General features: G+C 63.7%; 24 protein-coding genes. 20 read left to right on the plus strand and 4 right to left on the minus strand.

The genetic code is table 11. The features are described from left to right. Window positions 1–23 precede the first annotated feature (23 nt). Window positions 24–473 (minus strand): hypothetical protein, encoded by a 450-nt coding sequence (locus V7773_RS25720; RefSeq protein ID WP_018605733.1) that lies wholly within the window; start codon window positions 471–473, stop codon window positions 24–26. A 224-nt stretch (window positions 474–697) separates the two neighbouring features. Between V7773_RS25720 and tssB the strand changes: the two genes are divergently transcribed. From tssB to V7773_RS25770, 10 genes are all read left to right on the plus strand, one after another. Further along, window positions 698–1,258, plus strand: coding sequence for a type VI secretion system contractile sheath small subunit (tssB, locus tag V7773_RS25725; RefSeq protein WP_003202799.1), 561 nt, complete (start codon window positions 698–700; stop codon window positions 1,256–1,258). Between the two features lie 29 nt (window positions 1,259–1,287). Then, window positions 1,288–2,769 carry a type VI secretion system contractile sheath large subunit gene (tssC, locus tag V7773_RS25730; RefSeq protein WP_063320710.1) on the plus strand — a complete coding sequence of 494 codons (1,482 nt, stop codon included), beginning with the start codon at window positions 1,288–1,290 and terminating at the stop codon, window positions 2,767–2,769. 181 nt (window positions 2,770–2,950) lie between these two features. Further along, a complete protein-coding gene (locus V7773_RS25735; RefSeq protein ID WP_014337905.1) occupies window positions 2,951–3,448 on the plus strand; it encodes an Hcp family type VI secretion system effector in 498 nt (165 codons plus the stop codon). 13 nt (window positions 3,449–3,461) lie between these two features. Further along, window positions 3,462–3,905, plus strand: a complete 444-nt coding sequence (gene tssE / locus V7773_RS25740; RefSeq protein ID WP_063320709.1) for a type VI secretion system baseplate subunit TssE — start codon at window positions 3,462–3,464, stop codon at window positions 3,903–3,905. Continuing rightward, window positions 3,889–5,679, plus strand: coding sequence for a type VI secretion system baseplate subunit TssF (gene tssF / locus V7773_RS25745; RefSeq protein WP_063320708.1), 1,791 nt, complete (start codon window positions 3,889–3,891; stop codon window positions 5,677–5,679). Before tssE ends, tssF begins: the two co-directional genes overlap by 17 nt. Beyond that, window positions 5,643–6,668, plus strand: coding sequence for a type VI secretion system baseplate subunit TssG (gene tssG / locus V7773_RS25750; RefSeq protein WP_336075971.1), 1,026 nt, complete (start codon window positions 5,643–5,645; stop codon window positions 6,666–6,668). The genes tssF and tssG overlap by 37 nt, the downstream gene beginning before the upstream one ends. Next, complete coding sequence (gene tssH / locus V7773_RS25755) at window positions 6,669–9,212, plus strand: type VI secretion system ATPase TssH (RefSeq protein ID WP_336075972.1); 2,544 nt, start codon at window positions 6,669–6,671, stop codon at window positions 9,210–9,212. It abuts the gene before it with no gap. Between the two features lie 52 nt (window positions 9,213–9,264). Beyond that, entirely contained in the window at window positions 9,265–9,834 is a 570-nt protein-coding gene (locus V7773_RS25760) for a hypothetical protein (RefSeq protein WP_336075973.1), read from the plus strand. A gap of 57 nt (window positions 9,835–9,891) precedes the next feature. Next, window positions 9,892–11,901, plus strand: coding sequence for a type VI secretion system Vgr family protein (gene tssI, locus V7773_RS25765; RefSeq protein ID WP_336075974.1), 2,010 nt, complete (start codon window positions 9,892–9,894; stop codon window positions 11,899–11,901). A 13-nt stretch (window positions 11,902–11,914) separates the two neighbouring features. Then, complete coding sequence (locus V7773_RS25770) at window positions 11,915–12,457, plus strand: toxin-antitoxin system YwqK family antitoxin (RefSeq protein WP_092145989.1); 543 nt, start codon at window positions 11,915–11,917, stop codon at window positions 12,455–12,457. 221 nt (window positions 12,458–12,678) lie between these two features. On the opposite strand, the gene V7773_RS25775 is transcribed toward V7773_RS25770, so the two are convergent. Continuing rightward, on the minus strand, window positions 12,679–13,074 hold the full coding sequence (locus V7773_RS25775) for a DUF4280 domain-containing protein (RefSeq protein WP_003202818.1): 396 nt from the start codon (window positions 13,072–13,074) through the stop codon (window positions 12,679–12,681). Between the two features lie 198 nt (window positions 13,075–13,272). Here V7773_RS25775 and V7773_RS25780 point away from each other — a divergent pair, with 198 nt between their 5' ends. The 3 genes from V7773_RS25780 (at window position 13,273) to V7773_RS25790 (ending at window position 16,401) form a co-directional block, all read left to right on the plus strand. Further along, window positions 13,273–14,340 carry a phosphotransferase family protein gene (locus V7773_RS25780; RefSeq protein WP_336075975.1) on the plus strand — a complete coding sequence of 356 codons (1,068 nt, stop codon included), beginning with the start codon at window positions 13,273–13,275 and terminating at the stop codon, window positions 14,338–14,340. 24 nt (window positions 14,341–14,364) lie between these two features. Next, the gene (locus tag V7773_RS25785) at window positions 14,365–15,132 is read left to right on the plus strand and encodes an SDR family oxidoreductase (protein WP_003180553.1); all 768 of its coding nucleotides are present in this window, start codon (window positions 14,365–14,367) and stop codon (window positions 15,130–15,132) included. Window positions 15,133–15,285: 153 nt separating this feature from the next. Further along, a complete protein-coding gene (locus V7773_RS25790) occupies window positions 15,286–16,401 on the plus strand; it encodes a Gfo/Idh/MocA family protein (RefSeq protein ID WP_336075976.1) in 1,116 nt (371 codons plus the stop codon). A gap of 198 nt (window positions 16,402–16,599) precedes the next feature. On the opposite strand, the gene V7773_RS25795 is transcribed toward V7773_RS25790, so the two are convergent. After that, on the minus strand, window positions 16,600–18,042 hold the full coding sequence (locus V7773_RS25795) for an FAD/NAD(P)-binding protein (RefSeq protein ID WP_336075977.1): 1,443 nt from the start codon (window positions 18,040–18,042) through the stop codon (window positions 16,600–16,602). A 15-nt stretch (window positions 18,043–18,057) separates the two neighbouring features. Continuing rightward, on the minus strand, window positions 18,058–18,621 hold the full coding sequence (locus tag V7773_RS25800; RefSeq protein WP_072341866.1) for a helix-turn-helix domain-containing protein: 564 nt from the start codon (window positions 18,619–18,621) through the stop codon (window positions 18,058–18,060). A 12-nt stretch (window positions 18,622–18,633) separates the two neighbouring features. Here V7773_RS25800 and V7773_RS25805 point away from each other — a divergent pair, with 12 nt between their 5' ends. The 7 genes from V7773_RS25805 to V7773_RS25835 all read left to right on the plus strand — a co-directional run. After that, the gene (locus V7773_RS25805; RefSeq protein WP_336075981.1) at window positions 18,634–19,638 is read left to right on the plus strand and encodes a DMT family transporter; all 1,005 of its coding nucleotides are present in this window, start codon (window positions 18,634–18,636) and stop codon (window positions 19,636–19,638) included. A gap of 207 nt (window positions 19,639–19,845) precedes the next feature. After that, a complete protein-coding gene (locus tag V7773_RS25810) occupies window positions 19,846–22,770 on the plus strand; it encodes a monovalent cation/H+ antiporter subunit A (protein ID WP_063320696.1) in 2,925 nt (974 codons plus the stop codon). Next, window positions 22,770–23,114, plus strand: coding sequence for a Na+/H+ antiporter subunit C (locus V7773_RS25815; RefSeq protein WP_007986256.1), 345 nt, complete (start codon window positions 22,770–22,772; stop codon window positions 23,112–23,114). The genes V7773_RS25810 and V7773_RS25815 overlap by 1 nt, the downstream gene beginning before the upstream one ends. Continuing rightward, window positions 23,111–24,796: a monovalent cation/H+ antiporter subunit D gene (locus V7773_RS25820; protein WP_336075978.1), complete on the plus strand. Its 1,686-nt coding sequence runs from the start codon at window positions 23,111–23,113 to the stop codon at window positions 24,794–24,796. The genes V7773_RS25815 and V7773_RS25820 overlap by 4 nt, the downstream gene beginning before the upstream one ends. Then, window positions 24,793–25,281: a Na+/H+ antiporter subunit E gene (locus V7773_RS25825; protein WP_063320694.1), complete on the plus strand. Its 489-nt coding sequence runs from the start codon at window positions 24,793–24,795 to the stop codon at window positions 25,279–25,281. The genes V7773_RS25820 and V7773_RS25825 overlap by 4 nt, the downstream gene beginning before the upstream one ends. Then, window positions 25,278–25,556, plus strand: a complete 279-nt coding sequence (locus V7773_RS25830; protein ID WP_024780040.1) for a K+/H+ antiporter subunit F — start codon at window positions 25,278–25,280, stop codon at window positions 25,554–25,556. Before V7773_RS25825 ends, V7773_RS25830 begins: the two co-directional genes overlap by 4 nt. After that, a partial coding sequence (locus V7773_RS25835; RefSeq protein WP_336075979.1) for a Na+/H+ antiporter subunit G occupies window positions 25,553–25,775 on the plus strand: 223 nt, incomplete at its 3' end. The genes V7773_RS25830 and V7773_RS25835, both read left to right, overlap by 4 nt.

Genomic DNA, 25,775 nt, shown 5'->3' on the forward strand with positions numbered 1-25,775 from the left:
CCGCGGTCACTCAAGGCTGGCTGTCATCGAGCCCCATCATTGACGAGGGTCATCTCCCGACTGTCGAACTTCAGCCAGGCCTGGCGCTGATCGTCCAGCCGAAGCCGGTGGGCTCCGGGAGTGTTATAGCTGGCGAAGACCAAAAGTCCAGCGGCGCGCCGGCCCTCCAACGGAAAGGGTTGGCGGTCGATGAATTGCCCCGGAACCAGCTCCAGCCCCCACACCGACATGAGTTGACGATAGTCGCGCTGGAACTGTTCGCGCTCGGCGAACCATTGGCTGGCGGTGATGCCCGACAGCTGCTTGAGCAGGTCCGGGTCGTTCACCGCGATGAAGTCCACGGCGATCGGCGTGTCGTCATTGGCACGCGGCGCGACGTCCAGGGTCAGGCTGTCCAGGTCGACGCTGGGGGCAAAAAGCGAGCAACCGGTGAGCGCCAGGCTCAAAAAAAATCCGAAAAAAAAACCACGCAAAATGAATCTTCCTTTTCTCAGCGGTCAAAAATTGTTTTTGCTTGCTTTTTTATAGACCTGTTCTAGCGTCTTGGGTAGTTCGACCCACACGGTCGAATGCGCCAGGTTCGTCAAGGGAATGACAGGTTTTCTGCCGTCCATTTGCAACCTGTGGATCAGCAAGGGAATGCGATGAGCGGGACTCCCGATGCATTGCGCCCACACATGCATCGGAGTCGGCCGCCATGGCAGAAAGTACCCAGCACAAGCTCGACAGAGTCCGTCCTCCCCGCGTCCAGATCACCTATGACGTGGAAATCGGCAACGCCATCGAGAAAAAGGAATTGCCACTGGTGGTCGGCATTCTGGCCGACCTCTCAGGCAAGCCACTGGACCCGCTGCCCAAGCTCAATGAGCGGCGCTTTACCGAAATCGATCGGGATAATTTCAACGAGGTGCTCGCCTCCATCTCCCCCCGCGCCACGCTCCAGGTGAACAACACCCTCAGCGGCGACGACAGCAAGCTCAACATCGAACTCAACTTCCGCCACATCGACGACTTCGACCCGGTCAAGGTCGTGGAGCAGGTCACGCCATTGCGTCGGTTGTTCGAAGCGCGCCAACGCCTGCGGGATCTTTTGACCAAACTCGATGGCAACGACGACCTGGACAAGCTGCTGCGCGACGTGATCGCCAACACCGAAGGCCTGCAGGAGATCAAGTCGGCGCGTCCCCAGGACGTACCGCCAGAGCTGCCCGCCGTGGCCGCCAACGATGACCCTGCCCCGGCCGAACCACAGGCCTGATCGCGCGCTTCATTAAGGGAGATAACACCATGCCTGCTTCATCCAGCGCTCAAACCAGCGAGAGCACGACCCAGACCCTGTCCCTGCTGGACAAGATCATCGCCGAAGGCCGCATGGCCCACGACGACAGCCAGCAAGATTACGCCCGCGACATGCTGGCCGAATTCGCCACCCAGGTCCTCGACGAAGGCATGGCCATCGACAAGGACACCGTGGCGATGATCAATGACCGCATCAGCCAGATCGACCAATTGATCAGCGCCCAGCTCAACGAAGTGCTGCACCACCCTGACCTGCAGAAACTCGAAGCCTCCTGGCGCGGCCTGCACCTGCTGGTGCAGAACACCGAGACCAGCACTCGGCTCAAATTGCGCCTGCTCAACGTCACTCAGAAAGAACTGCAGAACGATCTGGAAAAAGCCGTCGAGTTCGACCAGAGCGCACTGTTCAAGAAGATCTACGAGGAAGAATACGGCACCTTCGGCGGGCACCCGTTCAGCCTGCTGGTGGGTGACTACACCTTTGGCCGGCATCCGCAGGACATCGGCCTGCTGGAAAAGCTCTCGAACGTCGCCGCCGCCGCGCACGCCCCGTTCATTGCTGCCGCCAGCCCGCGGTTGTTCGACATGACCAGCTTCACCGAACTGGCGATCCCCAGGGACCTGTCGAAGATTTTCGAGAGCCAGGAGCTGATCAAGTGGCGCGCCTTCCGTGAAAGCGAAGACTCGCGCTACGTGTCGCTGGTGCTGCCGCACTTCCTGCTGCGCCTGCCGTACGGCCCGGACACGCTGCCGGTGGAAGGCATCAACTACGTCGAAGACGTCAACGGCACGGACCACAGCAAATACCTGTGGGGCAACGCCGCCTGGACCCTGGCGCAACGCATCACCGAAGCCTTCGCCAAATATGGCTGGTGCGCAGCCATTCGCGGGGCCGAGGGCGGTGGCGCGGTCGAAGGCCTGCCGGCCCATACGTTCCGCACCAGTTCCGGGGATCTGTCGCTCAAATGCCCGACCGAAGTGGCGATCACCGACCGTCGCGAAAAAGAACTCAACGACCTGGGCTTCATCTCCCTGTGCCACAAGAAAAACAGCGACGTGGCGGTGTTCTTCGGCGGCCAGACCACCAACAAGGCCAAGGTCTACAACACCAACGAGGCCAACGCCAACGCGCGGATCTCGGCGATGTTGCCGTACGTGCTCGCGGCCTCGCGCTTCGCCCATTACCTGAAGGTGATCATGCGCGACAAGGTCGGCAGCTTCATGACCCGCGACAACGTACAGACCTACCTCAACAACTGGATCGCCGACTACGTGCTGATCAACGACAACGCGCCACAAGAAATCAAGGCGCAGTACCCGTTGCGCGAAGCGCGAGTGGACGTGACGGAAGTGGCCGGCAAGCCAGGGGCCTATAAGGCCACGGTGTTCCTGCGGCCACACTTCCAGCTGGAGGAGCTGACCGCCTCGATTCGCCTGGTGGCGACATTGCCGCCACCGGTAGCTGCCTGACCGCTTGTGGCTATGTGGCTATGTGGCGAGGGAGCTTGCTCCCGCTGGGGCGCGAAGCGGCCCTGTTTTTTAGGGCTGCTGCGCAGCCCAGCGGGAGCAAGCTCCCTCGCCACAGGGGTTCGGCATTCGTTTCTAGGGGTATTGGGTACCACCTACTTGTCTTCTTCAGGAGTTCCACACAATGGATGCAATCATTCTCGACCTCGGCGGCGACATCAAGGGCGACAGCCTGCTGGAGGGTTTCACGGACAAGATCGAGGTCATGTCCTACAGCCATAACGTGGCGATGCAGGTCACCAACGACGTCAGCAACTCGGAGCGCACCTCCGGTCGGCCCCATATCGGCGAATTCACCCTGACAAAATTCATCGACAGCTCCACCCCTTCGCTCAACGAGTATTGCTGCGCCGGCAAGCCGATCCCGCAGGCCGTCATCACCATCGGCCGCAACGCCGCCGAAGGCAGCGGCCAGATCATGCCGTTCATCGTCTACACCCTGACCAACGTCGTGCTGTCCAACGTCAGTGTCAGCGGCGGCACCGGCGGCAAACCGGTGGAAACCCTGTCGCTGAACTTCACCAAGATCAAATGGGAGCTCACCGCGCAGAAAGACGACGGCACCAAGGAAGGCACGGCGGGCACGACCTGGGACCTGGCCGCCAACAAAATGACCAAGTAGGGAAACCACGCCCATGGCTGGCTTCGGGCTGCGCCCGCCCCTGTTCGAACGCCTGGCCAGCCCGGCGGACGATACCGGGCGGGCGTTCGACCGCCAGGCGTTGCAAGACTCGGTGCATGCCGAACTGTCGCGCCTGTTCAATACCCGACGCGGCCCACGGGCGCTGACCGAACCGCCGAGCATCCTGGACTACGGCATCGCCGACTGGACCGCGCTGCAACAGCAGCGCAGCGATGACCGCCGCCAACTGACCCGGGAAATCCGCCAGGCCATCACCTGCTTCGAACCTCGCCTGCGCCTGGGCGAGGTCGAGGTCTGCCCGGTGCCGGGCCGTCCGCAGCAACTGTGCATACGGCTGCTGGGCGAGCTGCGCGGCGACCAGCATGCCTGGCCCGTGGCCTTTGTCATCGAGCACGCCGGCGACGGCCTTGAGGTACGACATGAGCGACTCGATTGACCCGCAACTGTTGGACTATTACCAACGCGAACTGACCTGGTTGCGGCACGCCGGGAGCCTGTTCGCCGAGCGCTACCCCAAGGTCGCCCGGCGCCTGGAGTTGTCTCCGGGCGAATGCCCCGACCCGCATGTCGAGCGCCTGCTGGAAGGTTTCGCCCTGTTGGCCGCCCGCTTGCAACGCCGGCTGGACGACGACTACGCCGAATTCAGCGATGCCCTGCTCGAACAGCTTTACCCGTTGGCCATGCGCCCCTTGCCGTCGTGCGCCATCGTGCAGTTCGAACCCGACCCCAGCAAAGGCAACTTGAACGAGGGCTACCCGCTGCCCCGCGACACACCGTTGTTCGTCACTACGGACAAAGGCCAGAGCATTCATTTTCGGACCACCGCCGCCGTGCACCTGTGGCCGGTTGAAATCAGCGAGGCATTGCTGCTGGGCAGCGACGAAACCCAGGCACTGACCGGCGTGGTCCGGGCACGCTCGGCCTTGCGCCTGGAGCTGCGGTGCCTGGGCGAAAGCCAGTGGTCGACGCTGGGAATCGACTCGCTGCGGGTACACCTGGCGGCGTCACCGATCATCAACGCCGGGCTGTACGACCTGCTGGGCGCGCACGCCATCGAGGTCCTGGCCGGTGCGCCGGGCAGCGTGCCGGCGTCGCTGACAGGCTTGCCACAGATCGTCGGCTTCGCCAATGACCAGGTCTTGCTGCCGGATGAAGACGGCGTACATCCCGGCATGCGCCTGCTGGCGGAGTACTTTGCCTTCCCGGATAAATTCGGCTTCTTCGATCTGCCACTGGCCGGCGCCACCAGCGACAGTCCGTCGTTGTACCTGTACATCGTTTTCGACCGCCCTCCCACCAGCCGCCTGCCGCTCCAGGCCAGCGACATCGCCCTGGGCTGCACGCCGGTGATCAACCTGTTTCCCAGGACTTCCGAGCCGCTGCGCCCGGATGGCACCCGCAGCGAGTACCGGTTGGTGGCCGACAGTCATCGGGAAAACAGCGTCGAGATCCACAGCATCCGTGGCATGCGCGCCATGTCCAGCCAGGGCGTGCGCAAAGTGCCGGCCTATTACGGAAGCCAGCATGGCAGCGACCAAACCTGTTATTGGCATGCGCGACGGGTCAGTGGCATGAGCCCGAACCGATTGGGCACCGACTTGATGGTCAGCCTGGTGGACACCCAGTTCGACCCGCTGGCCGAAACCCGCGACTACAGCCTCACCGCCGAACTACTGTGCACCAACCGCCACCTGGCCCAGAGCCTGCCGGCCGGTACCCCGCTGGGTTTCGAGCGCCCGGGGCCGGTGGCCTGGGCGCGCCTGCGCAACCCACCCAGCCCGCAAAGCCTGCCGCGCCTGGACGGCGAATCGCGCTGGCGGCTGGTGTCGCAATTGACCCTCAACCATTTGTCGCTGGTCGAAGGCCCCCAGGCATTGGACGCACTGAGCGAGATTCTCCAATTGCACAACCTGCGGGACGAGGCCAGCGCCCATCGCCAGATCGAAGGGGTATCGGGGCTGAGTTGCGACCGGGTCATCGCCCATGTCGGCGAAGACGCCTGGCGCGGCTGGCGCAACGGCCTGGAGGTGCGCCTGCAACTGGATCCGCAACACTTCGTCGGTAGCAGCGCCGTGCTGTTCTCCGGGGTACTGGCGCAATTCTTTTCCCTTTACGCCACCGCCAATCGCTTCGTGCGCACCGTGCTGGTCCAGTCCGACAAGGAGGTGAAGACATGGCAACCCCAAGCCGGCAAACCCCTGGTGCTCTGAACCTGAGCCAGCGCCTGCGGCGCGATCCGCAACGCTTCGAATGGCTCCAGGCCTTGCTGTTGCTCGAACGTGAACATCCCCAGGCCGAGCCCCTGGGCAGCGGCACCGCGCCGCACGCCGAAGCCTTGCGTCTGCGCGGGCCCTTGACGCCGCTGTTCGCCGCCAGCGAAGTGGAAAGCCTGGGCCAGGAACCCGGCCTGCCGCCAACCCTGACCACGCCGATTTTCGGCCTCGGCGGCCCCGACGGCCCGTTGCCCTACGCCTACCAGGAATGGCTGCAACAACGAGCCCGGGCGAAGGATCATGCCCCCGCGGAATTCCTCGACCTATTCCAGCATCGCCTGCTCAGCCTGCTTTACAAGGTGATGCGCAAACATCGCATCGCCTTGGGTTTCACTGCCCCGGGATCGTCCGCCGTACACGCGCAACTGCGGGCGTTGACCGGCCTGCTACCCAAGGCCTTGCAGGAGCGCCAGGCCGCCCCCGACTCAGCGGTACTGGCCTGCACCGCGCTGTACGCCGATGGCCGGCGCTCCCTGGACGGGTTCGCGGCGATTGTCCGTGAACAGTTCGGGCTGCCCGTGGAGCTGACGGCCTACGAAGGTGGCTGGCGTGAAATCCCGCCGGCCAGCCGCAGCCGCTTGCAACCAGGCGGGCGCAACCTGTGCCTGGGCCGCAACGCGGTGGCCGGCAGCCACGTCTGGGACGAACATGCCGGCGTGCGCCTGACCCTCGGCCCGCTGACCACGGGCCAGGCCAGCGGACTGCTGCCCAACGGCGAAACCCATCCGCTGCTCGCCAGCCTCTACGCCCTGTACTTCGGCCCCGACCTGGATTGCACCCTGGTGCTGCTGATCCGCGGCGCCGGCCCGCTGCAACTGGACCGCCAGGCAGCGCCACGGCTGAACTGGAACGGTGGCCTGCAACACCAGACGACCCTCGCCGTGCAACGGATCGAAACCCGCCTTCGTCAGCCGGAGATTGCCTGAATGGAACTGGCCAGCCTGATCGGACGCCTCAACCCGGACAACCGCCGCGCCCTGGAACGAGCCGCGCAACGTTGCATGCAGCGCAGCCACCACTACGTGGAAATCGAACACCTGCTGTTGGAGCTGCTCGACATCGAGGGCGGTGACTTTGCCTGCCTGCTGCCACGTTTCGGTCTGGAGCGTGACGCGGTGGCAACGGAAACCAACAAGGCACTGGACCTGTTCAAATCCGGCAGCACCCGCACACCCGCCTTATCGGCGCAAACCATCGGCCTGCTGGAAGACGCCGTGGTCCAGGCCAGCGTGCTGGGCCTGGACAGCATCCGCTCCGGGCTGTTGCTGCTGGCCCTGCTGGACCGTGATGAGCGCCGCAGCCTGCTGCTCAACAGCGCCTCGTCGTTGCTGCGCATTCCCCGCGACGCCCTGCGCGCCCATCTCTTGGAGTGGACCGAAAGCTCCCGTGAACATGTCGGTGGCGTGCGCCCGGCCAAACCCGGCGAGCCTCCCCAGAAACAAGACCCGGTGCTGGACCAGTACACCCAGGACTTGACCGCCGACGCCCGGGCCGGACGCATCGACCCCATCGTCGGTCGCGACGGCGAGATCCGCCAGTGCATCGACATCCTGCTCCGGCGCCGGCAGAACAACCCGATCCTGGTGGGTGCACCCGGCGTCGGCAAGACTGCGGTGGTGGAAGGCCTGGCCCTGCGTATCGCCGCTGGGGATGTGCCGCCGTCGTTGCAGGAAGTCACCCTGCGCGTCCTTGACCTGGGCCTGTTGCAGGCCGGTGCCGGCGTCAAAGGTGAATTCGAACAGCGCCTCAAAGGCGTGATCGACGCGGTACGCAGTGCCGAAAAGCCGATCATTCTGTTTATCGACGAAGCCCATACGCTGATCGGCGCCGGCGGTGCGGAAGGCGGCAGCGACGCGGCCAACCTGCTCAAACCGGCCCTGGCCCGGGGCGAACTGCGCACCTTGGCCGCCACAACCTGGCTGGAGTACAAAAAATATTTCGAGAAAGACCCGGCCCTGGCCCGCCGCTTCCAACTGGTGCAGGTCGAAGAACCGGACGAACTTACCGCTGTGGAAATGCTCCGCGGCGTCGCGAGCAAACTGGAACAGCACCACGGCGTGCAGGTGCTGGACGCGGCCATCCACGAGGCGGTGAAGCTGTCCCACCGCTACATCTCCGGGCGACAGTTGCCGGACAAAGCCATCAGCGTCCTCGACACCGCCTGCGCCCGGGTCGCCCTCGGCCAGCACGACGTGCCGCCGCCGCTGGAAAGCCTGCGCCATCGGCAGAATAGCCTCAAGGACGAGGTCGAACGCCTGCGCCGGGAACAGGCCACCGGGCTGGATCATCGCGAGCGCATCACCCTGCTCGAAGCCGAATCGACCAGCAACGTGCAAGCCATCCGCGAGCTGGAAACCCGCTGGGGCGAAGAGCGCGAAGCCGTGCGCGAACTGCTCGACACCCGACGCGAACTGCTTACCCTGAGCGAACGCGCCGACAGTGAAAAAGCCGACACCGAGATCGATAACCGCATCGACCACTTGGCCGCCGAACTGCTGCGTCTGGAGGCCGGCCTCGATGCCATTCGCCAGGACGATCCGCTGGTGCCCGAACAGGTGGACAGCAAGACCGTCGCCGCCGTGATTGCCGGCTGGACGGGTATTCCGGTGGGCAAGATGCTCGCCGACGAAGCCCACGCCGTGCGCACCCTCGGCCAGCGCATGGGCCAGCGAGTCATGGGCCAGAGCACAGCGCTGAACACCATTGCCCAACGCCTGCAAGCCTACCGCGCCGGCCTCACCGACCCACAGAAACCGGTCGGGGTGTTCCTGCTGGTGGGCCCCACCGGCGTGGGCAAGACCGAAACCGCCTACGCCCTGGCCGACGCTTTGTACGGCGGTGAACGCAACCTGATCAGCATCAACCTCTCGGAGTACCAGGAAGCCCACACCGTCAGCCAACTCAAAGGCGCCCCACCCGGCTACGTCGGCTACGGCAGCGGCGGCGTGCTCACCGAAGCGGTGCGGCGCAAACCCTATTCCGTGGTGCTGCTGGATGAAATCGAAAAGGCCCACCCGGATGTGCTCGAAGCCTTCTACAACGTCTTCGACAAAGGCCTGATGGAAGACGGCACCGGCCTGGTGGTGGACTTCAAGAACACCGTGATGCTCGCCACCAGCAACGTCGGCGCTGAGCTGTTGCTGGATACGCCTACCGCGCAACTGGGCAGCGACGCCTTCAACGAAGCCTTGCACAACGTGCTGCTGCAAGCGTTCCGCCCGGCGTTTTTGGCGCGCATGACCGTGGTGGCATACCGACCGCTGGATGAAGCGACGCTGGAGGGGATTGTGCTGGCGAAACTGGAGAAATTGCGCGGGCGCTACAAGGCTGCGACGGGCAAGCAGTTCGAATTCGATGCGGGGATCGTCAAGGCTGTTCTCGCCAAGTGCAGTGCGGCTGGAGCAAGGGATGTCGAGAATGTGTTGATGACGCAGGTGACGGGCAAGTTGGCGGAGTGGGTGTTGGAGTGAATTGCCCCCCCCGACTTGCATAATCATTTCCAACTGAATGGAGATAATCGCCATGACTGAAAAGGAGTTTCTCAACGTTGTACTACAGGCGGCCGGCGTTCACCCAGACGACTTTTCGGGTGCACCCGATCAATTCACCAAAGGCTGGACATCGCATGCGCACTGGGAAACCGCTGCGCAGGTCGAGATTGCCCATCACTTGAAACGAGCCTACGTAACTGAAGCCAAACTCAGAGAGATCTATTACCCGGCGCCCTACTATCCAGAGCAGGTGGATTTTTATTTCGAGCTCGACGGCAGCTCCTATGCAGTGGAGATCAAAGTGGAAGGCGTCACTGGAAATTTTGCCGGTAAAAACCTTCAAGAGGCGATCACCCGCGATGTTCACAAGCTACACGGTTTCAATGCCGACCATCGCTGGGTTGTGATCATTGCTGTCACACAAAAAAACCGTAATTTACTGGAAATGACTTTAAATCGCGGCGACTCCTGGATTTACGACGCGGAGGGTTCTTTCATCGCTTATCTCTGCAACATCGATACCTACCCCCATGGGCTTCCTATCAGTCGAACCAAGGAGCTGAGTGCGCCGTATAACTTCATCACTAAGCATTACAGTTGAATGACTGTCAGTCTTCATTCAATCCGACTCACGAATTCGTATGCTTCGAGGCCCTGAATGCCCCGCTCCACCGACAGCAACACCACCCTCTTCCTCACCGCCACCTCGCTGTCGGCGCTGTACCCTGAATCGCTGTCCGGCGAAGAACGCCTCAACGCCCTGGGTTCGCACATGCTAAACGGCGTCAACGACGGCGCCTCGCTGGACCTCACGACAGCCGTCGCCAGCCATGTGACCACCACGCTGCACAAGGATGCCTTGCTGCGCCCGCTGGATTGGTTGGTGGCCGAAATCCGCCAACTGCCGGCCGACGCCACCGCCGAACGCTATCAACTCCTGCTCCGGCCCTGGCTTTGGTGGCTGAGCCTGGCCAGCAACAACCGCGTGTTCCAGAACCTTGCCACCTCGGACATCGTCACCACGATTTTCAAGGCCCATGGTTTCACCGACTTCCAGCTCAAGCTCACCGGCAGCTACACCCCGCGCGAATACTGCGTGCAGTACGGCGAAACCGACCTGGCCTTCGTCTCGCGCCTGTTGGAAGAAGATGGGATCTTCTGGTTTTTCACCCACGAGGAAGGCACCCACACGCTGGTCCTGGCCGACAGCAACGACGCCTTCGCACCGATTCCCAACGGGCCGACGGTGAACTACCTCGGGCAGCGAATCGGCGAGCGGGAACTGCACGGCATCCGCTCCGGGCAAGTGTGCCTGCAAGCGGTGGCCGGGGTTTACCAGGCGACCGACTATGAATTCACCACCCCAACGACATCGCTCTACAGCCAGGCCGAAGCCGTGGCCGGGCCAAGTTCGGTGTACGAACACCCGGGCGGCTACACCGCCAAGGCCCAGGGCGACGCGTTGACCAAACAGCGGGTGGACGGCCTGCGCAGCCAGGAGCAACGTTTTGTCGGCGAAAGCGATTGCCGCTGGCTGGTGCCGGGATACTGGTTCACCCTCGCCGGCCATGAAGACACGACACTGAATATCGATTGGGTCGTGACCTCGGTCAGCCACGAAGCCAGCCACGACAGCTATCGCAACCGCTTCGAAGCGATCCCCAAGGCCACGGTCTATCGACCGCCCCGCCTGACGCCAAAACCCCGCATGCACACCCAGACAGCGCTGGTGGTGGGCAAGGCCGGCGAAGAAATCTGGACCGATGAATATGGCCGGATCAAATTGCAGTTCCCCTGGGACCGCATCGGCAAGAACGACGAGACGTCATCGTGCTGGGTCCGCGTGGTCTTGCCGTGGAGCGGCAAAGGCTTTGGCATGCAGTTCGTGCCGCGCATCGGCCAGGAAGTCATCGTGACCTTCATCGACGGCGACCCGGACCGTCCCTTGGTCACCGGCTGCGTCTACAACGGCGACAATGCCCTGCCCTACGCGCTGCCGGCGAACCAGACCCAGTCCGGGATCAAGACCCAATCGTCCAAGGGCGGCGGCGGTTTCAACGAGTTGCGTTTCGAAGACAAGAAGGACGCCGAAGAGGTGTTTCTCCAGGCCCAGAAAGACTTCAACATCAACGTGCTCAACGACACCACCGCCACCGTCGGTCACGACGAAACCCTCACGGTGCAGAACGCCCGCACCCGTACGGTAAAGGATGGCGACGAAACCGTGACCCTGGAGAAAGGCAAGCGCAGCGTGACCATCCAGACCGGCAGCGACAGCCTCGATGTGAAGGACACCCGCACTGTCACCGTGGGCTCGGACCAGACCCACAGCACCGGCGGCAACTACGAGCACAAGGTCACTGGCAATTACAGCCTGACGGTGGACGGCAACCTGACCATCAAGGTCAGCGGCACCCTGACCCTGCAAAGCGGCGGCAGCTTCGCGATCAAGAGCGGCGCCGACCTGGCCGCCCAGGCCAGCACGTCCATCAGCCAGAAAGCCGGCACAGCCCTGAGCAACCAGGCCGGTACCTCGCTGGAAAACAAAGCCGGCACCACCCTGACCAATGACGCCGGCATCAGCCTGGTGAACAAGGCGGCGGCCGAACAGACCGTGGACGGCGGCGGCATGCTGACCATCAAGGGCGGCCTGGTGAAGGTCAACTGACAGGAACCTACCGATGGCCTCGAAGAGACTCGACGTGGAACGTGGCGACAGCCAACTGAGCGGGCAACTGGTCGACGGCCAACTCGACGGCCCGCTGCAGATCGAAGAAGCCCAACGCCCGCAAGCAAAACTCAACTACAGCCAAGGTGAACTGCAAGGCACCAGCACCCTGTATCACCCCAATGGCAAGGTCTCGGCGGTACTGCCGTTCGTGAAAGGCAAACTGCAAGGTGTGGCGAGCTTCTACGCGGCCGAAGGCGGGTTGCAACGCCAGGCCACGTATCGCCGTGGGTTGCTGCACGGCGAGGCGAACAACTACTTTCCCGACGGACAACTGGCCGAAGCCGAGGTCTATCGCGACGGCGTGCGCGACGGCCGCTATCGCCGCCTGCACCCCAACGGCAACCCGGCGGTCGAAGCGCGCTACCTCAATGGCCAACTGCTGGAACCAGCCCAGGCCTACGCCGAAGACGGCCGGCCGCTGGACGCCGAAGGCAAGCCAATCTCCCGGGTGCGCTGGTGGTTCAGGCGCTGGAATGATCCGGCGCAGGCATAAACTGGGGACTGGTTCCTGCAGCCGCCTCGCTCCCACAGGGAATGCTGTTCACCTAAGGTTTGTTTAATTCACTGTGGCGAGGGAGCGTGCTCCCGCTTGAGTGCAAAGCACTCACAAAAATGGGCCTGCTGCGCAGTCCAGCGGGAGCAAGCTCCCTCGCCACGGGGGCATCTACGGTCTTAAGTAACCTACATAGCCTCCCACAGGGATCTTGGTGTTACTCAGGGAATCAACATCTGCACCTGCCCTGGCACCACGATCTTGATCACCCCGGCCCAGGTACACATCAAGGTGCTGTTAGCATCGATGGCCGGCATGTTGCCCAGCAACAGGGTCGGGGCGCCGCCGGGGATCCATGGCGCCGCGGTGGCCGGGATGCAGGGCATGGGCGTCAGCACGCCGAGTGCCGCCGCGGTGGCGGCGGCCACGGTCGGGTTCGCCAGGCTCATGCACATGCCAAACGTGGTGATGTTCACCAGCGGGATGTGGTCCATGATGTTCGCCGCCGGCATCCCGCCGGTCAGCAGGCGATTGACCGGCAGCACATTGAGCACCGCCGGGGCAGCGCCGAAGCTGCATTGCAAGGTCGCGGTGCCACAGACTTGCGGGCATCCCATCGCGGTTGCTCCATTGAAAGCGACAGATTCCAGAACCTTAGCTCGCCCATCCTCGACGCGCACGCCGCAATGCATCAAGCCCACTGATTATCCTGCAACACGCTAACCTATAAGACCCTGGCGTGCTTGTGACGCCTCCCGCGCGCCATTAGATTAGCCAATGATCGATGGCCTCCAAAATAAGCAGAAGGGATAAGCATGGCGTTTACTGATCAGTCCACCCGCGTGCGCGACGGTGAAGAACTCGATGCCAACCTGATCGACCCGTACCTCAAGGCCCACATTCCCGGCCTGACTGGCGTGCCCCGGATCAGCCAGTTTCCCGGTGGCGCGTCGAACCTGACCTACCTGCTGGAATACCCCGAGCAGGAATTCGTCCTGCGCCGTCCGCCGTTCGGCCACAAGGCCAAGTCCGCCCACGACATGGGCCGCGAGTTCCGCATCCTCAATCAGCTGCGCGAGGCATTCCCCTATTGCCCGAAGGCCTACGTGCACTGCACCGACGAGTCAGTGATGGGCGCCGAGTTCTATGTAATGGAACGGGTCAAGGGCATCATCCTGCGCTCAGACCTGCCGCCGGAACTGGGTTTCGACGCCGCCCGCACCGAAGCGCTGTGCAAGAGCTTCATCGACCGGCTCGTCGAGCTGCACCGTGTCGACTACAACGCCTGCGGCCTGGCCGACCTGGGCAAGCCCGAAGGCTACGTGGCCCGACAGATCCGCGGCTGGAGCGACCGCTACGAAAAAGCCCTGACGCCCGATGCGCCGAAGTGGGAAGCGGTCAAGGCCTGGCTCAACGACAAGATGCCGGCCGACCACCCCACTTCAAGCATCGTCCACAACGACTATCGCTTTGACAACGTGATCCTCGACCCCGAGAACCCGATGCAGATCATCGGCGTGCTGGACTGGGAACTGACCACCCTTGGCGATCCGTTGATGGACCTGGGCAACAGCCTCGCCTACTGGATCGAGGCCGACGACCCAGCGCCGGTGCAACTGATGCGCCGCCAGCCCAGCCACGCCCCTGGCATGCTGACCCGCCGCGAGTTCGTCGATTACTACGCCGAGCGCGCCGGGATCCGCATCGACAACTTCGACTTCTATTACACCTACGGCCTGTTCCGCCTGGCCGGCATCGTCCAGCAGATCTACTACCGCTTCTTCCACGGCCAGACCCAGGACAAACGCTTCGCGCAGTTCGTTCAGATGAACAAGCTGCTGGAGCAGATGAGCCTGCAGGTCATCAGCAAATCCACGCTCTGAGCGCACCTATAACAAGGAAACAGCATGTCCAAGACCCAGTTGTTCGACCTCGACGGTAAAATCGCTTTCGTTTCCGGCGCCAGCCGCGGCATCGGCGAAGCCATCGCCAAACTGCTGGCCCAGCAAGGCGCGCATGTAATCGTTTCCAGCCGCAAGCTCGATGGTTGCCAACACGTGGCCGACGCCATCATCGCCGCCGGCGGCAAGGCCACCGCCATCGCCTGCCACATCGGTGAAATGGAGCAGATCAGCCAGGTATTCGCGGGCATCCGCGAACAGTTCGGACGCCTGGACATCCTGGTCAACAACGCCGCCACCAACCCGCAATTCTGCAACGTCCTGGACACCGACCTGGGTGCGTTCCAGAAAACCGTGGACGTGAACATCCGCGGCTACTTCTTCATGTCGGTGGAAGCCGGCAAGCTGATGCGCGAGAACGGCGGCGGCAGCATCATCAACGTGGCGTCGATCAACGGCATCTCGCCGGGGATCTTCCAGGGCATCTACTCGGTGACCAAGGCTGCGGTGATCAACATGACCAAAGTCTTCGCCAAGGAGTGCGCGCAATTCGGCATCCGCTGCAACGCCCTTCTGCCGGGCCTGACCGACACCAAGTTCGCCTCGGCCCTGGTCAAGAACGACGCCATCCTGAAAACCGCCCTGGCGCAGATCCCCCTCAAGCGCGTGGCCGACCCGAGCGAAATGGCCGGCGCTGTGCTGTACCTGGCCAGCGATGCATCGAGCTACACCACGGGTGTGGCGTTGAATGTGGACGGTGGGTTCCTGTCCTGAGGATGGAAACCTTTGTGGGAGCGGGCTTGCTCGCTCCTACATGGCATTGCAGTGACGACGAACAAATGAATATTTATTCCAACATTTGCAATTAGCGAATATTTATTCCATAAATAGCCCTTCTGAAAATAACAATTCAAAGGGCTCTTCCTCATGCGTGAACTCGGCATCGGTCTGATTGGCACCGGCTTCATGGGCCGTGCCCATGCCTTGGCGTTCCACAATGCCAAGGCGGTGTTCGACCTCCCCCTGAACCTGACACTGGCGGCCCTGGCCGACGCCGATCCTCAGCGTGCCCGGCAGTGCGCCCAGAGCTGGGGGTTCGAGACGGCCCACAGCGACTGGCAACAACTGGTTGACGACCCCAAGGTCAACCTGATCGCCATCACCACACCCAACCACCTGCACTTCCCGATGGCCATGGCGGCGTTGGCGGCGGGCAAGCCGGTCTATTGTGAAAAGCCCCTGGCGGTGTCCCTGGAGCAGGCCGAGCAGATGCGCCAGGCGGCCAAGGCGGCCGGGGTGGTGACGCGGGTCGGCTACAACTACCAGCACAACCCGATCATTCAACGGGCGCGGGACATGATCCAGCGCGGCGAACTGGGACAGATCATCAGTTTCCAGGGCGAATTCAGCGAAGACTTCATGGCCAACCCCGCCTCGCCGTGGTCATGGCGCTGCGAAGCGGCCCACGCCGGCGGCGCACTGGCGGACCTGGGCAGCCACTTGCTGGCCATGGCCCGGTACTTGTTGGGCGATGTCGAAGCGGTGTGCGCCGACAGCCAGACCGTGCACAGCCAACGCCCTGCCAGCGCGGGCAATGCCGAACAACGTGCCATCGCGGTGGACGACCAGGTCCACGCGTTGCTGCGTTTCGCCAATGGCGCCCGGGGCACGGTGAGCAGCAGTTGGCTCAAGCACGGCTACAAAAACCACCTGAGCTTCGAGATCAGCGGCACCCTCGGCACCCTGGCGTTCGATCAGGAACGGCTGAATGAACTGCGCTTGTGTCGCGTCGGCCAGCCAGGTTTCCAGCGCCTGCTGGCCGGCCCGGATTTGCCGGGCTACGCCGCGTTCAGCCCGGCCGCCGGGCACCAGTTGGGGTACAACGAATTGAAGACCCTGGAGGTGCAGGAACTGGTCATGACGCTTGCAGGCGAAGGCGGCAGCGGCACGGACTTCGAAGAGGCCTGGGAAGTGGAGCGGCTGGCGGCGGCGATTCGGGTGGCGGCGCGGGAGCAGCGTTGGGTGAAGGTCAGCGAGCTATAACCCCTCACTTCAGTACCCCCTGTTTGGTCCGGGGACATGGTTAACCCTGTGGCGAGGGAGCTTGCTCCCGCTGGGTTGCGCAGCAACCCCAAAGAGACTGAAGGCTGAATGCGATCACCCTGACACACCCGGGTGAATGGTTTTGGGGCTACTTCGTAGCCCAGCGGGAGCAAGCTCCCTCGCCACGGGTGTCCAACTTCAATTTTGGGTTTGCAACTCAACCAACCGCGCCGCCAGCGCCTTGGCCTGGCTCGCCACGTCGGTCACGGCGGTGCTTTCCCACCACATCCCCCGCAACGGCGGCCCCATGGCGAACAGCCGTTGGGCGGGGGCCCCTTGGGCGTCCAGCACCGCACCGTCAGGCCGGGCGGCAATGCCCAGGGCCAGCGGCCCCGGCTGGATCAGACCGCGAGCCAGCAACTGCTGCGGCAACGGTCGCGCCACCCGGCGCCAGTCATATTCAATACCGCTGGAGTTGATCAGCGCCGCGCCCTGCACCACGGTCAGCTCAGCCTCACCCCGACGGCGGATGCGGATACCCACCGTGCCCTCGGCGGACGCCGCCAGCCCCTTGAACGATGCCGCGTGGATCCGCAACCGCCCGTCCCCGTGCAGACGCGCCACCAGCTCGGCGCTCAACGGCGGCGAACGGTGGTGGTGGCTCTCCCACCAGGGCCGTACATGCCGGACGAACTGCCGGCGTTGCACATCGCTGGCCTGGTTCCACAAACGCCCGATGTGGGCGCGCACCGTGTCCAGCGGCGCCTGCCAATCAATGCCCTCGGCCTGGGCCCGGCGGCATTGCTCGCGCAGGGCCCGCATCAACTGACGTGGCGATCGCAGGCTGTGATCGTCGGCGAGGAAATCCACCCAGGCGGGTGGCTGGCGGCGCACATGAGGCAACAAACCATGACGGGAGAACACTTCGATCGGGCCACGGTGCCCGGCCTGCTCCAGGGACACCACGGCATCGACCATGGTCAGCCCCGAGCCGATGATCAGCACCGTGGACTGCGGATCAAGCAGGCGCATCGCCGCCACATCCCAAGGGTCCAGGGCCGCGGCATTCAAGCCGCTGGATTCGGTTTGCGGGGTGCGTGCCGCCGGGAACATGCCGGTGGCCAGCACCGCGAAACGGCCGCGCAAGACCTGGCCGTCATCCAGCGTCAGCATGACGGCATCGTCGACAACCCGCAGGTCCACGGCCTCCCCACGCACGTGCTCGGCAGTCGAATCGTTTCGTGCGCCCAACTCGCGAGCCTCGGCCAGCCGTTGTTGCACATAGAGGCCAAACATCCCCCGGGGCGGGAACAACTCGCTGACCGGTACATGCTGCTGATCCGACTCGGGCCAGCCGCCGGCTTCGATGAATGCGGTAAGCCATTGGGTCAGGTCGTCGGCGTTGTCCGGGTCGACGCTCATGCGCGCGGCGTTGCCGTTCAAGGTGTGCCCCAGCTCCACGGCACTGTAGGCCTCGCCCCGGCCCAGTTCGCTGCGCGGCTCGACAATCAGCACCTCACGCCGGCCCGGCAGGCGCAGCAGCTGCGCGGCCAGCATGGCACCGCTCAGGCCACCGCCGATGATCAGGATATCGGCTTCGCGGGTGAGGCTGCTCGTCTGTCGATCCAACGCTGTGTCCATGCCGCTCTCCAGGAATCAAATCACCACATTGCGTACGAATCTCGCCGCCACCGGCCCATCGTTGCGATAGGCATGGGGCTGGTTGCTGGCGAACATGAAAAACTCCCCGGCACCAATCCGGCGTTCCTCACTGCCCAACAGCAGCGTCAGGCAGCCCTCGAAGACATAAAGCTGCTCGCTCCAACCGTCGGCGTCGGGTTCGCAATGGTAATGCTCGCCGGGCTCCAGGCGCCATTCCCAGAGTTCGACTTCGCGGCTGGCGGTGGCTTTTGCCAGCAATACGGCTTTGCTGCCAGGAATCGTGCCGGCCCAGGCCAGCTCGTTGATGCGGCTCGGGTCGCGGGCATCGGGGGCCTGGATCAAGTCGCTGAAGGCCACGTCGAGGGCTTCGGCCACCCGGTCCAGGGTGGTCAGGCTGACGTTCTTTTCCCCGGCCTCGATGGCCACCAGCATGCGCCGGCTGACCCCGGACAATTCCGCCAGCGCGGTCTGGCTGAGCTGCGCGGCATGGCGCAGACGACGGATGTTCTGGCTGACGTGTTGCAGGACGGAAGCCCGCTGGCCGGATTCTTTGTGCACTATATTGCTCACATGGTAGGGCTGCGCATTATACTGCCCAACTTCGGGCGCATTGTGCGTCCGCCTCAAGTGGCGCGCAAGGTCATGGCATCGGTGAATTCCCCTCAAGCTTCCTCCCGTTTCTCAAGGTTCAGCAAGGCCGAATGCGTGCTGGTGCTGATCACCATGATCTGGGGTGGGACCTTCCTGCTGGTGCAGCACGCCATGACGGTCAGCGGGCCGATGTTTTTCGTTGGCCTGCGCTTTGCCGCCGCGGCCGTGTTTGTCGCGCTGTTTTCCTGGCGGCATCTGCGGGACCTGACCCTCTTCGAACTCAAGGCCGGCTGCTTTATCGGCGTGGCGATCATGCTCGGCTACGGCCTGCAGACCGTCGGCCTGCAAACCATCCCCAGCAGCCAATCGGCGTTCATCACCGCGCTTTACGTGCCATTCGTGCCCTTGCTGCAATGGCTGGTGTTGGGCCGTCGACCGGGCTTGATGCCGAGCATCGGCATCATGCTGGCGTTTACCGGGTTGATGCTGGTGTCGGGCCCGGCCGGAGCCTCGCTGAACTTCAGCCCCGGTGAAATCGCCACGTTGATCAGCGCCATCGCGATTGCCGCCGAAATCATCCTGATCAGCGCCTATGCCGGCCAGGTCGATGTGCGCCGGGTGACCGTGGTGCAACTGGCAAGCACCGCGGTGCTGGCGTTTCTGATGGTGGTGCCGACCCAGGAAGCGATCCCGGCGTTCTCCTGGCTGCTGCTGGTCAGCGCCGTTGGCCTGGGGGCCGCCAGTGCAGCCATTCAGGTGGCGATGAACTGGGCGCAGAAAAGTGTCTCGCCCACCCGCGCCACGCTTATCTATGCTGGCGAGCCGGTGTGGGCCGGCATTGCCGGGCGCCTGGCGGGCGAACGGTTGCCGGCGATTGCCTTGTTCGGCGCGGCGCTGATCGTCGCGGCGGTGATTGTCAGTGAGTTGAAGACCCGCAACAAAGACACCATCCCAGTCGATGAAGGGCTTGAACAGGAAGGTTGAGGCCGGCCAGCAATCCATTGCCTGGCGAAAAAAATCACTATCTTCGACAGCGGCCATCCCGACATTGACGGTGCGTGCATGCTCACCTGAGACCCTGCAAAGTCGGAAAACACTGCCTACCTTGTAGGATTCTGCGACACCCTCGCGGTTGGTGATCGGGAATACGCCACGTATGATCCCTCACAACCTCCCGCCGAATAGAAGCCTATGTCACTGATAGTTCTATTGCTTTTGCCCTTCATCGGCAGCTGTGTCGCGGCGCTGCTGCCGCATAACGCCCGTAACGCCGAATCACTGCTGGCCGGCCTCGTCGCCCTGGCCGGCACGGTTCAGGTGGCCTTGCTGTACCCGCAGATCGCCGACGGCGGTGTGATCCGTGAGCACTACACCTGGTTGCCCAGCCTGGGCCTGGACTTCGTGCTGCGCCTGGACGGGTTCGCCTGGCTGTTTTCGTTGCTGGTGCTGGGCATCGGCACGCTGGTGTCGCTGTATGCCCGCTATTACATGTCGCCGGACGATCCGGTGCCGCGCTTCTTCGCCTTCTTCCTAGCGTTCATGGGCGCCATGCTCGGGCTGGTGATCTCCGGCAACCTGATCCAGATGGTGTTCTTCTGGGAACTGACCAGCCTGTTCTCCTTCCTGTTGATCGGCTACTGGCACCACCGCGCCGACGCTCGGCGCGGTGCCTATATGGCGTTGATGGTGACCGGTGCCGGCGGGCTTTGCCTGTTGGCCGGGGTGATGCTGCTTGGCCATGTGGTGGGCAGCTATGAGCTGGACAAGGTCCTGGCCGCCGGCGACCTGATCCGTGCCCATGGCCTCTACCCCATCCTGTTGCCGCTGATCCTGATCGGCGCCCTGAGCAAAAGCGCGCAATTCCCTTTCCACTTCTGGCTCCCTCACGCCATGGCTGCTCCGACGCCGGTGTCGGCGTACCTGCACTCGGCGACCATGGTCAAGGCCGGGGTGTTCCTGCTGGCGCGGCTGTGGCCGTCGCTGTCGGGTAGCGAAGAGTGGTTCTACATCGTCGGCGGCGCAGGCGCCTGTACATTGCTGCTAGGCGCCTACTGCGCGATGTTCCAGAACGACCTCAAGGGCCTGCTGGCCTATTCCACCATCAGCCACCTCGGGCTGATCACCCTGCTGCTGGGCCTGAACAGTCCGCTGGCGGCCGTGGCGGCGGTGTTTCATATCCTCAACCACGCCACGTTCAAGGCCTCGCTGTTCATGGCCGCCGGGATCATCGACCACGAAAGCGGCACCCGGGATATCCGCAAACTCAGTGGCCTCGTGCGGCTGATTCCGTTCACCGCGACCCTGGCCATGGTCGCCAGCGCAGCGATGGCCGGGGTACCGCTGCTCAATGGTTTCCTGTCCAAGGAAATGTTCTTCGCCGAGACCGTGTTCATTTCTGCCACGGCCTGGGTCGAACTGGCGCTGCCGATCATCGCCACCATCGCCGGGACCTTCAGCGTCGCCTACTCCTTGCGGTTCACCGTGGATGTGTTCTTCGGCCCCGCCGCCACCGACCTGCCCCATACCCCCCACGAACCACCGCGCTGGATGCGCGCCCCAGTGGAATTGCTGGTGTTCACCTGCCTGGTGGTGGGGATCTTTCCGGCCCAAGTGGTGGGCTCGTTGCTCGCGGCAGCCGCGTTGCCGGTGGTGGGCGGCACGCTGCCTGAATACAGCCTGGCGATCTGGCACGGCCTGAACGCACCGATGATCATGAGCCTGGTGGCCATGTCCGGCGGCATCGTCCTGTACCTGCTGCTGCGCAATCAGTTCCGGCAAGGCCACATCAAGCACCCGCCGTTCATTGGCCGGCTCAGTGGCAAGCGACTGTTCGAGCGTTGCCTGGTGTTGATGATGCGCCAGGGGCGGCGCCTGGAACGGCTGATCAGCACCCGTCGCCTGCAGGCCCAATTGTTCTGGCTGGTGCTGGCTGCGGTGCTCGCCGGGTTGATCCCGATGCTGCACAGCACGCTGGTCTGGGGCGACCGGCCGAAGATCCCCGGTTCCATCGTCTTCGTCAGCCTGTGGTTGCTGGCCATCGCCTGTGCCCTGGGCGCGGCCTGGCAGGCCAAGTATCACCGGCTCGCGGCCCTGACCATGGTCAGCGTCTGCGGCCTGATGACCTGCGTGACCTTCGTCTGGTTCTCCGCCCCCGACCTGGCCTTGACGCAACTGGTGGTGGAAGTGGTGACCACCGTGCTGATCCTGCTGGGCCTGCGCTGGCTGCCACGGCGGATCGAGGACGTCTCGCCGCTGCCCAACAGCGAGCGACGCGCGCGCATCCGGCGCCTGCGGGACTTGCTGCTGTCCAGCGCCGTCGGCGGCGGAATGGCGCTGTTGTCCTATGCGATGCTGACGCGGCAGACGCCCAACGACATTTCTTCGTTCTACCTCAGTCGCGCCCTGCCCGAAGGCGGTGGCAGCAATGTGGTGAACGTGATGCTGGTGGACTTCCGCGGCTTCGACACCCTGGGGGAAATCACCGTGCTGGTGGCGGTGGCCCTGGCGGTGTTCGCCCTGCTGCGGCGTTTCCGCCCACCGAAGGAAAGCATGCAGCTACCGGCGCAACAGCGTCTGCTGGCGCCGGACGTGGTCACCGACCTGGTCAACCCGCGCCATGCCAGCGACACCGCATTGGGCTTCATGATGGTACCGTCGGTGCTGGTGCGCCTGCTGCTACCGATCGCCCTGGTGGTGTCGTTCTACCTGTTCATGCGCGGCCACAACCAACCGGGCGGTGGCTTCGTCGCCGGGCTGGTGATGTCGGTGGCGTTCATCCTGCAGTACATGGTCGCCGGTACCCAGTGGGTCGAGGCGCAAATGAGCCTGCGGCCGCTGCGCTGGATGGGCACCGGGCTGTTGTTCGCCACCGCCACCGGCCTGGGAGCGATGGCCGTGGGGTATCCGTTCCTGACCACCCACACCTGGCATTTCAAATTACCGCTGCTGGGTGATCTCCATGTGGCCAGCGCGCTGTTTTTCGACATCGGCGTGTACGCCGTGGTGGTCGGTTCCACCCTGTTGATCCTCACCGCCCTGGCGCACCAGTCGGTGCGAGCCCATAAGCCGGGCCTGCAAGCCAAACCCGTCGCCCCCGTCAAAGGAGCCACCGCCTGATGGAAGAAGTCATCGCAATCGCAATCGGCGTACTGGCCGCCTCCGGGGTCTGGTTGATCTTGCGGCCACGGACCTTCCAGGTGGTCATGGGCCTGTGCCTGCTGTCCTACGGCGTCAACCTGTTCATCTTCAGCATGGGCAGCCTGTTCATCGGCAAGGAGCCGATCATCAAGGATGGCGTACCCCAGGACCTGCTGCACTACACCGACCCACTGCCCCAGGCACTGGTGCTGACCGCCATCGTGATCAGCTTCGCCATGACCGCGCTGTTCCTGGTGGTGCTGCTGGCCTCCCGGGGCCTGACCGGCACCGACCATGTGGACGGCCGGGAGCCCAAGGAATGATGTTGACGCCTCATCTGATCGCCGCGCCCATCCTGCTACCGCTGCTGACCGCCGCGTTGATGCTGATGCTGGGCGAGAAACACCGCCCGCTCAAGGCGCGGATCAACCTGCTTTCCAGTCTGCTGGGCCTGGGCATCGCCGTGCTGTTGTTGTACTGGACCCAGGACCAGGCCCTGCCCGCGTCCATTGGCGTGTACCTGCCGGGCAACTGGCAGGCACCGTTTGGCATTGTGCTGGTGGTCGATCGGCTGTCGGCGCTGATGCTGGTGCTGACCGGCATCATCGGCGTCTGCGCCCTGCTCTTCGCCACGGCCCGCTGGCACGGCGCCGGTGCGAGCTTCCACGCGTTGTTCCAGATCCAGTTGATGGGTCTCTACGGCGCCTTCCTGACAGCGGACCTGTTCAACTTGTTCGTGTTCTTCGAGGTATTGCTGGCGGCCTCCTACGGCTTGATGCTGCACGGCTCGGGCCGGGCGCGGGTGTCGTCGGGGCTGCATTACATTTCCATCAATCTGTTGGCCTCGTCGCTGTTCCTGATCGGCGCGGCATTGATCTATGGCGTCACCGGCACCTTGAACATGGCCGACCTGGCCCTGAAGGTACCCCTGGTGCCGGAAGCCGACCGCGGCTTGCTGCACGCCGGGGCAGGCATCCTTGCAGTGGCGTTCCTGGCCAAGGCCGGCATGTGGCCGCTGAACTTCTGGCTGGTGCCGGCCTACAGCGCCGCCAGCGCACCGGTGGCGGCACTGTTTGCGATCATGACCAAGGTCGGCGTCTACACGATCCTGCGCCTGTGGACGTTGCTGTTCTCCGGCCAAGCCGGCGCCTCGGCGTATTACGGTGCCGACTGGCTGGTCTACGGCGGCATGGCGACCATCGTCTGCGCCGCCATCGCCATTCTCGCGGCCCAACGCCTGGAGCGCATGGCGAGCCTGAGCATCCTGGTCTCGGCCGGGATCCTGTTGTCGGCCATCGGCTTCGCCCAACCCAACCTGGTGGGCGCAGCGCTGTTTTACCTGGTGAGTTCGACCCTGGCACTCTGCGCGCTGTTCTTGCTGGCCGAGCTGATCGAGCGTTCGCGCTCGGCCAATGAACAGGCCCTGGACGATGACCTGGACACCTTGCCACGGCCGATGGAATCGCTGGAACCGCCCAAGGGCATCAACCTCGATGACGAGCAGAAAGCCGTGGTCGGGCAAGTAATTCCCTGGACCATGGCCTTCCTTGGCTTGAGCTTTATCTTCTGTGCGCTGTTGATTATCGGCATGCCGCCGTTGTCGGGGTTCATCGGCAAGCTGAGCCTGCTCAGCGCCCTGCTCAATCCCCAGGGGCTCGGCGCCAGCGCCGGGGCATTGCTGTCGAACCAGGCCTGGGGCTTGTTGGTGTTATTGATCCTGTCGGGGCTGGCCTCGTTGATCGCCTTCTCGCGCCTGGGCATCCAGCGCTTCTGGACGCCGCAGGAGCGACCCTCGCCATTGCTGCGGCCGTTCGAATGCCTGCCAATCATCGTGCTGCTGGGCCTGGGCATCGCCCTGACTTTCAAGGCCGAGCCGTTGCTGCGCTACACCCAATCCGCTGCCGATGCGCTGAACACCCCGGAACATTACGTGATGTCGGTACTCGCCACCCGCGCCGTGCCCAACCCAGAGACCCGCGCCGCGTTGCAGGAGGTGCAGCCATGAAGCGCCTGTTTCCCGCCCCGTGGTTGTCCCTGGCGTTGTGGTTGCTGTGGCTGGTGTTGAACGTGTCCGTCAGCGCCGGCCATCTGCTGCTCGGCGCTGCGCTGGGCTTCCTGGCCCCGTTGATGATGCGCCCGTTGCGCCCACGGCCCATCCGTATCCGCCGGCCGTGGGTGGTGTTGCGCTTGTTCCTGCTGGTGGGCCGTGATGTGCTGGTGTCCAACGTGGCGGTGGCCTGGGGTGTGCTGAACGCCGGGCGCCGCCCGCCTCGCTCGCGGTTCATCAAGGTGCCGTTGGACCTGCACGACGCCAATGGACTGGCCGCGCTGTCGATGATCACCACGGTGATTCCGGGGACGGTCTGGTCGGAACTGGCCCTGGACCGCAGCATCCTGTTGATGCATGTGTTCGACCTGGAGGACGAGGCGTCATTCATCGCGCATTTCAAGGCCACCTACGAGCGCCCGTTGATGGAGATTTTCCAATGAGCCCCTTGCTGTCCAATGCGATCCTGTTGAGCCTGTTCCTGTTCTCCCTGGCGATGGTGTTGACCCTGCTGCGGCTGTTCAAGGGCCCGTCGGCCCAGGACCGGGTACTGGCCCTGGACTATCTGTACATCGTGGCGATGCTGATGATGCTGGTGCTGGGCATCCGATATGCCAGTGACACCTATTTCGAGGCGGCCCTGCTGATCGCCCTGTTCGGCTTTGTCGGCTCGTTTGCCCTGGCCAAGTTCCTGTTGCGTGGCGAGGTGATCGAATGACCGGCGAATTGTCGATGTGGGTGGAAATCCCGGTGGCGATCCTGCTGGTGCTCAGCAGCCTGTTCGCCTTGATCGGGGCGATCGGCCTGGTGCGCTTGAAGGACTACTTCCAGCGCATGCACCCGCCGGCCCTGGCTTCCACGCTGGGGGCCTGGTGCGTGGCGCTGGCTTCGATCGTGTATTTTTCGGCGCTCAAATCCGGGCCGGTGCTGCACGCCT

This window comes from Pseudomonas sp. 3JA, assembly GCF_036961705.1.
Classification (GTDB): Bacteria; Pseudomonadota; Gammaproteobacteria; order Pseudomonadales; family Pseudomonadaceae; genus Aquipseudomonas; species Aquipseudomonas fluorescens_Q.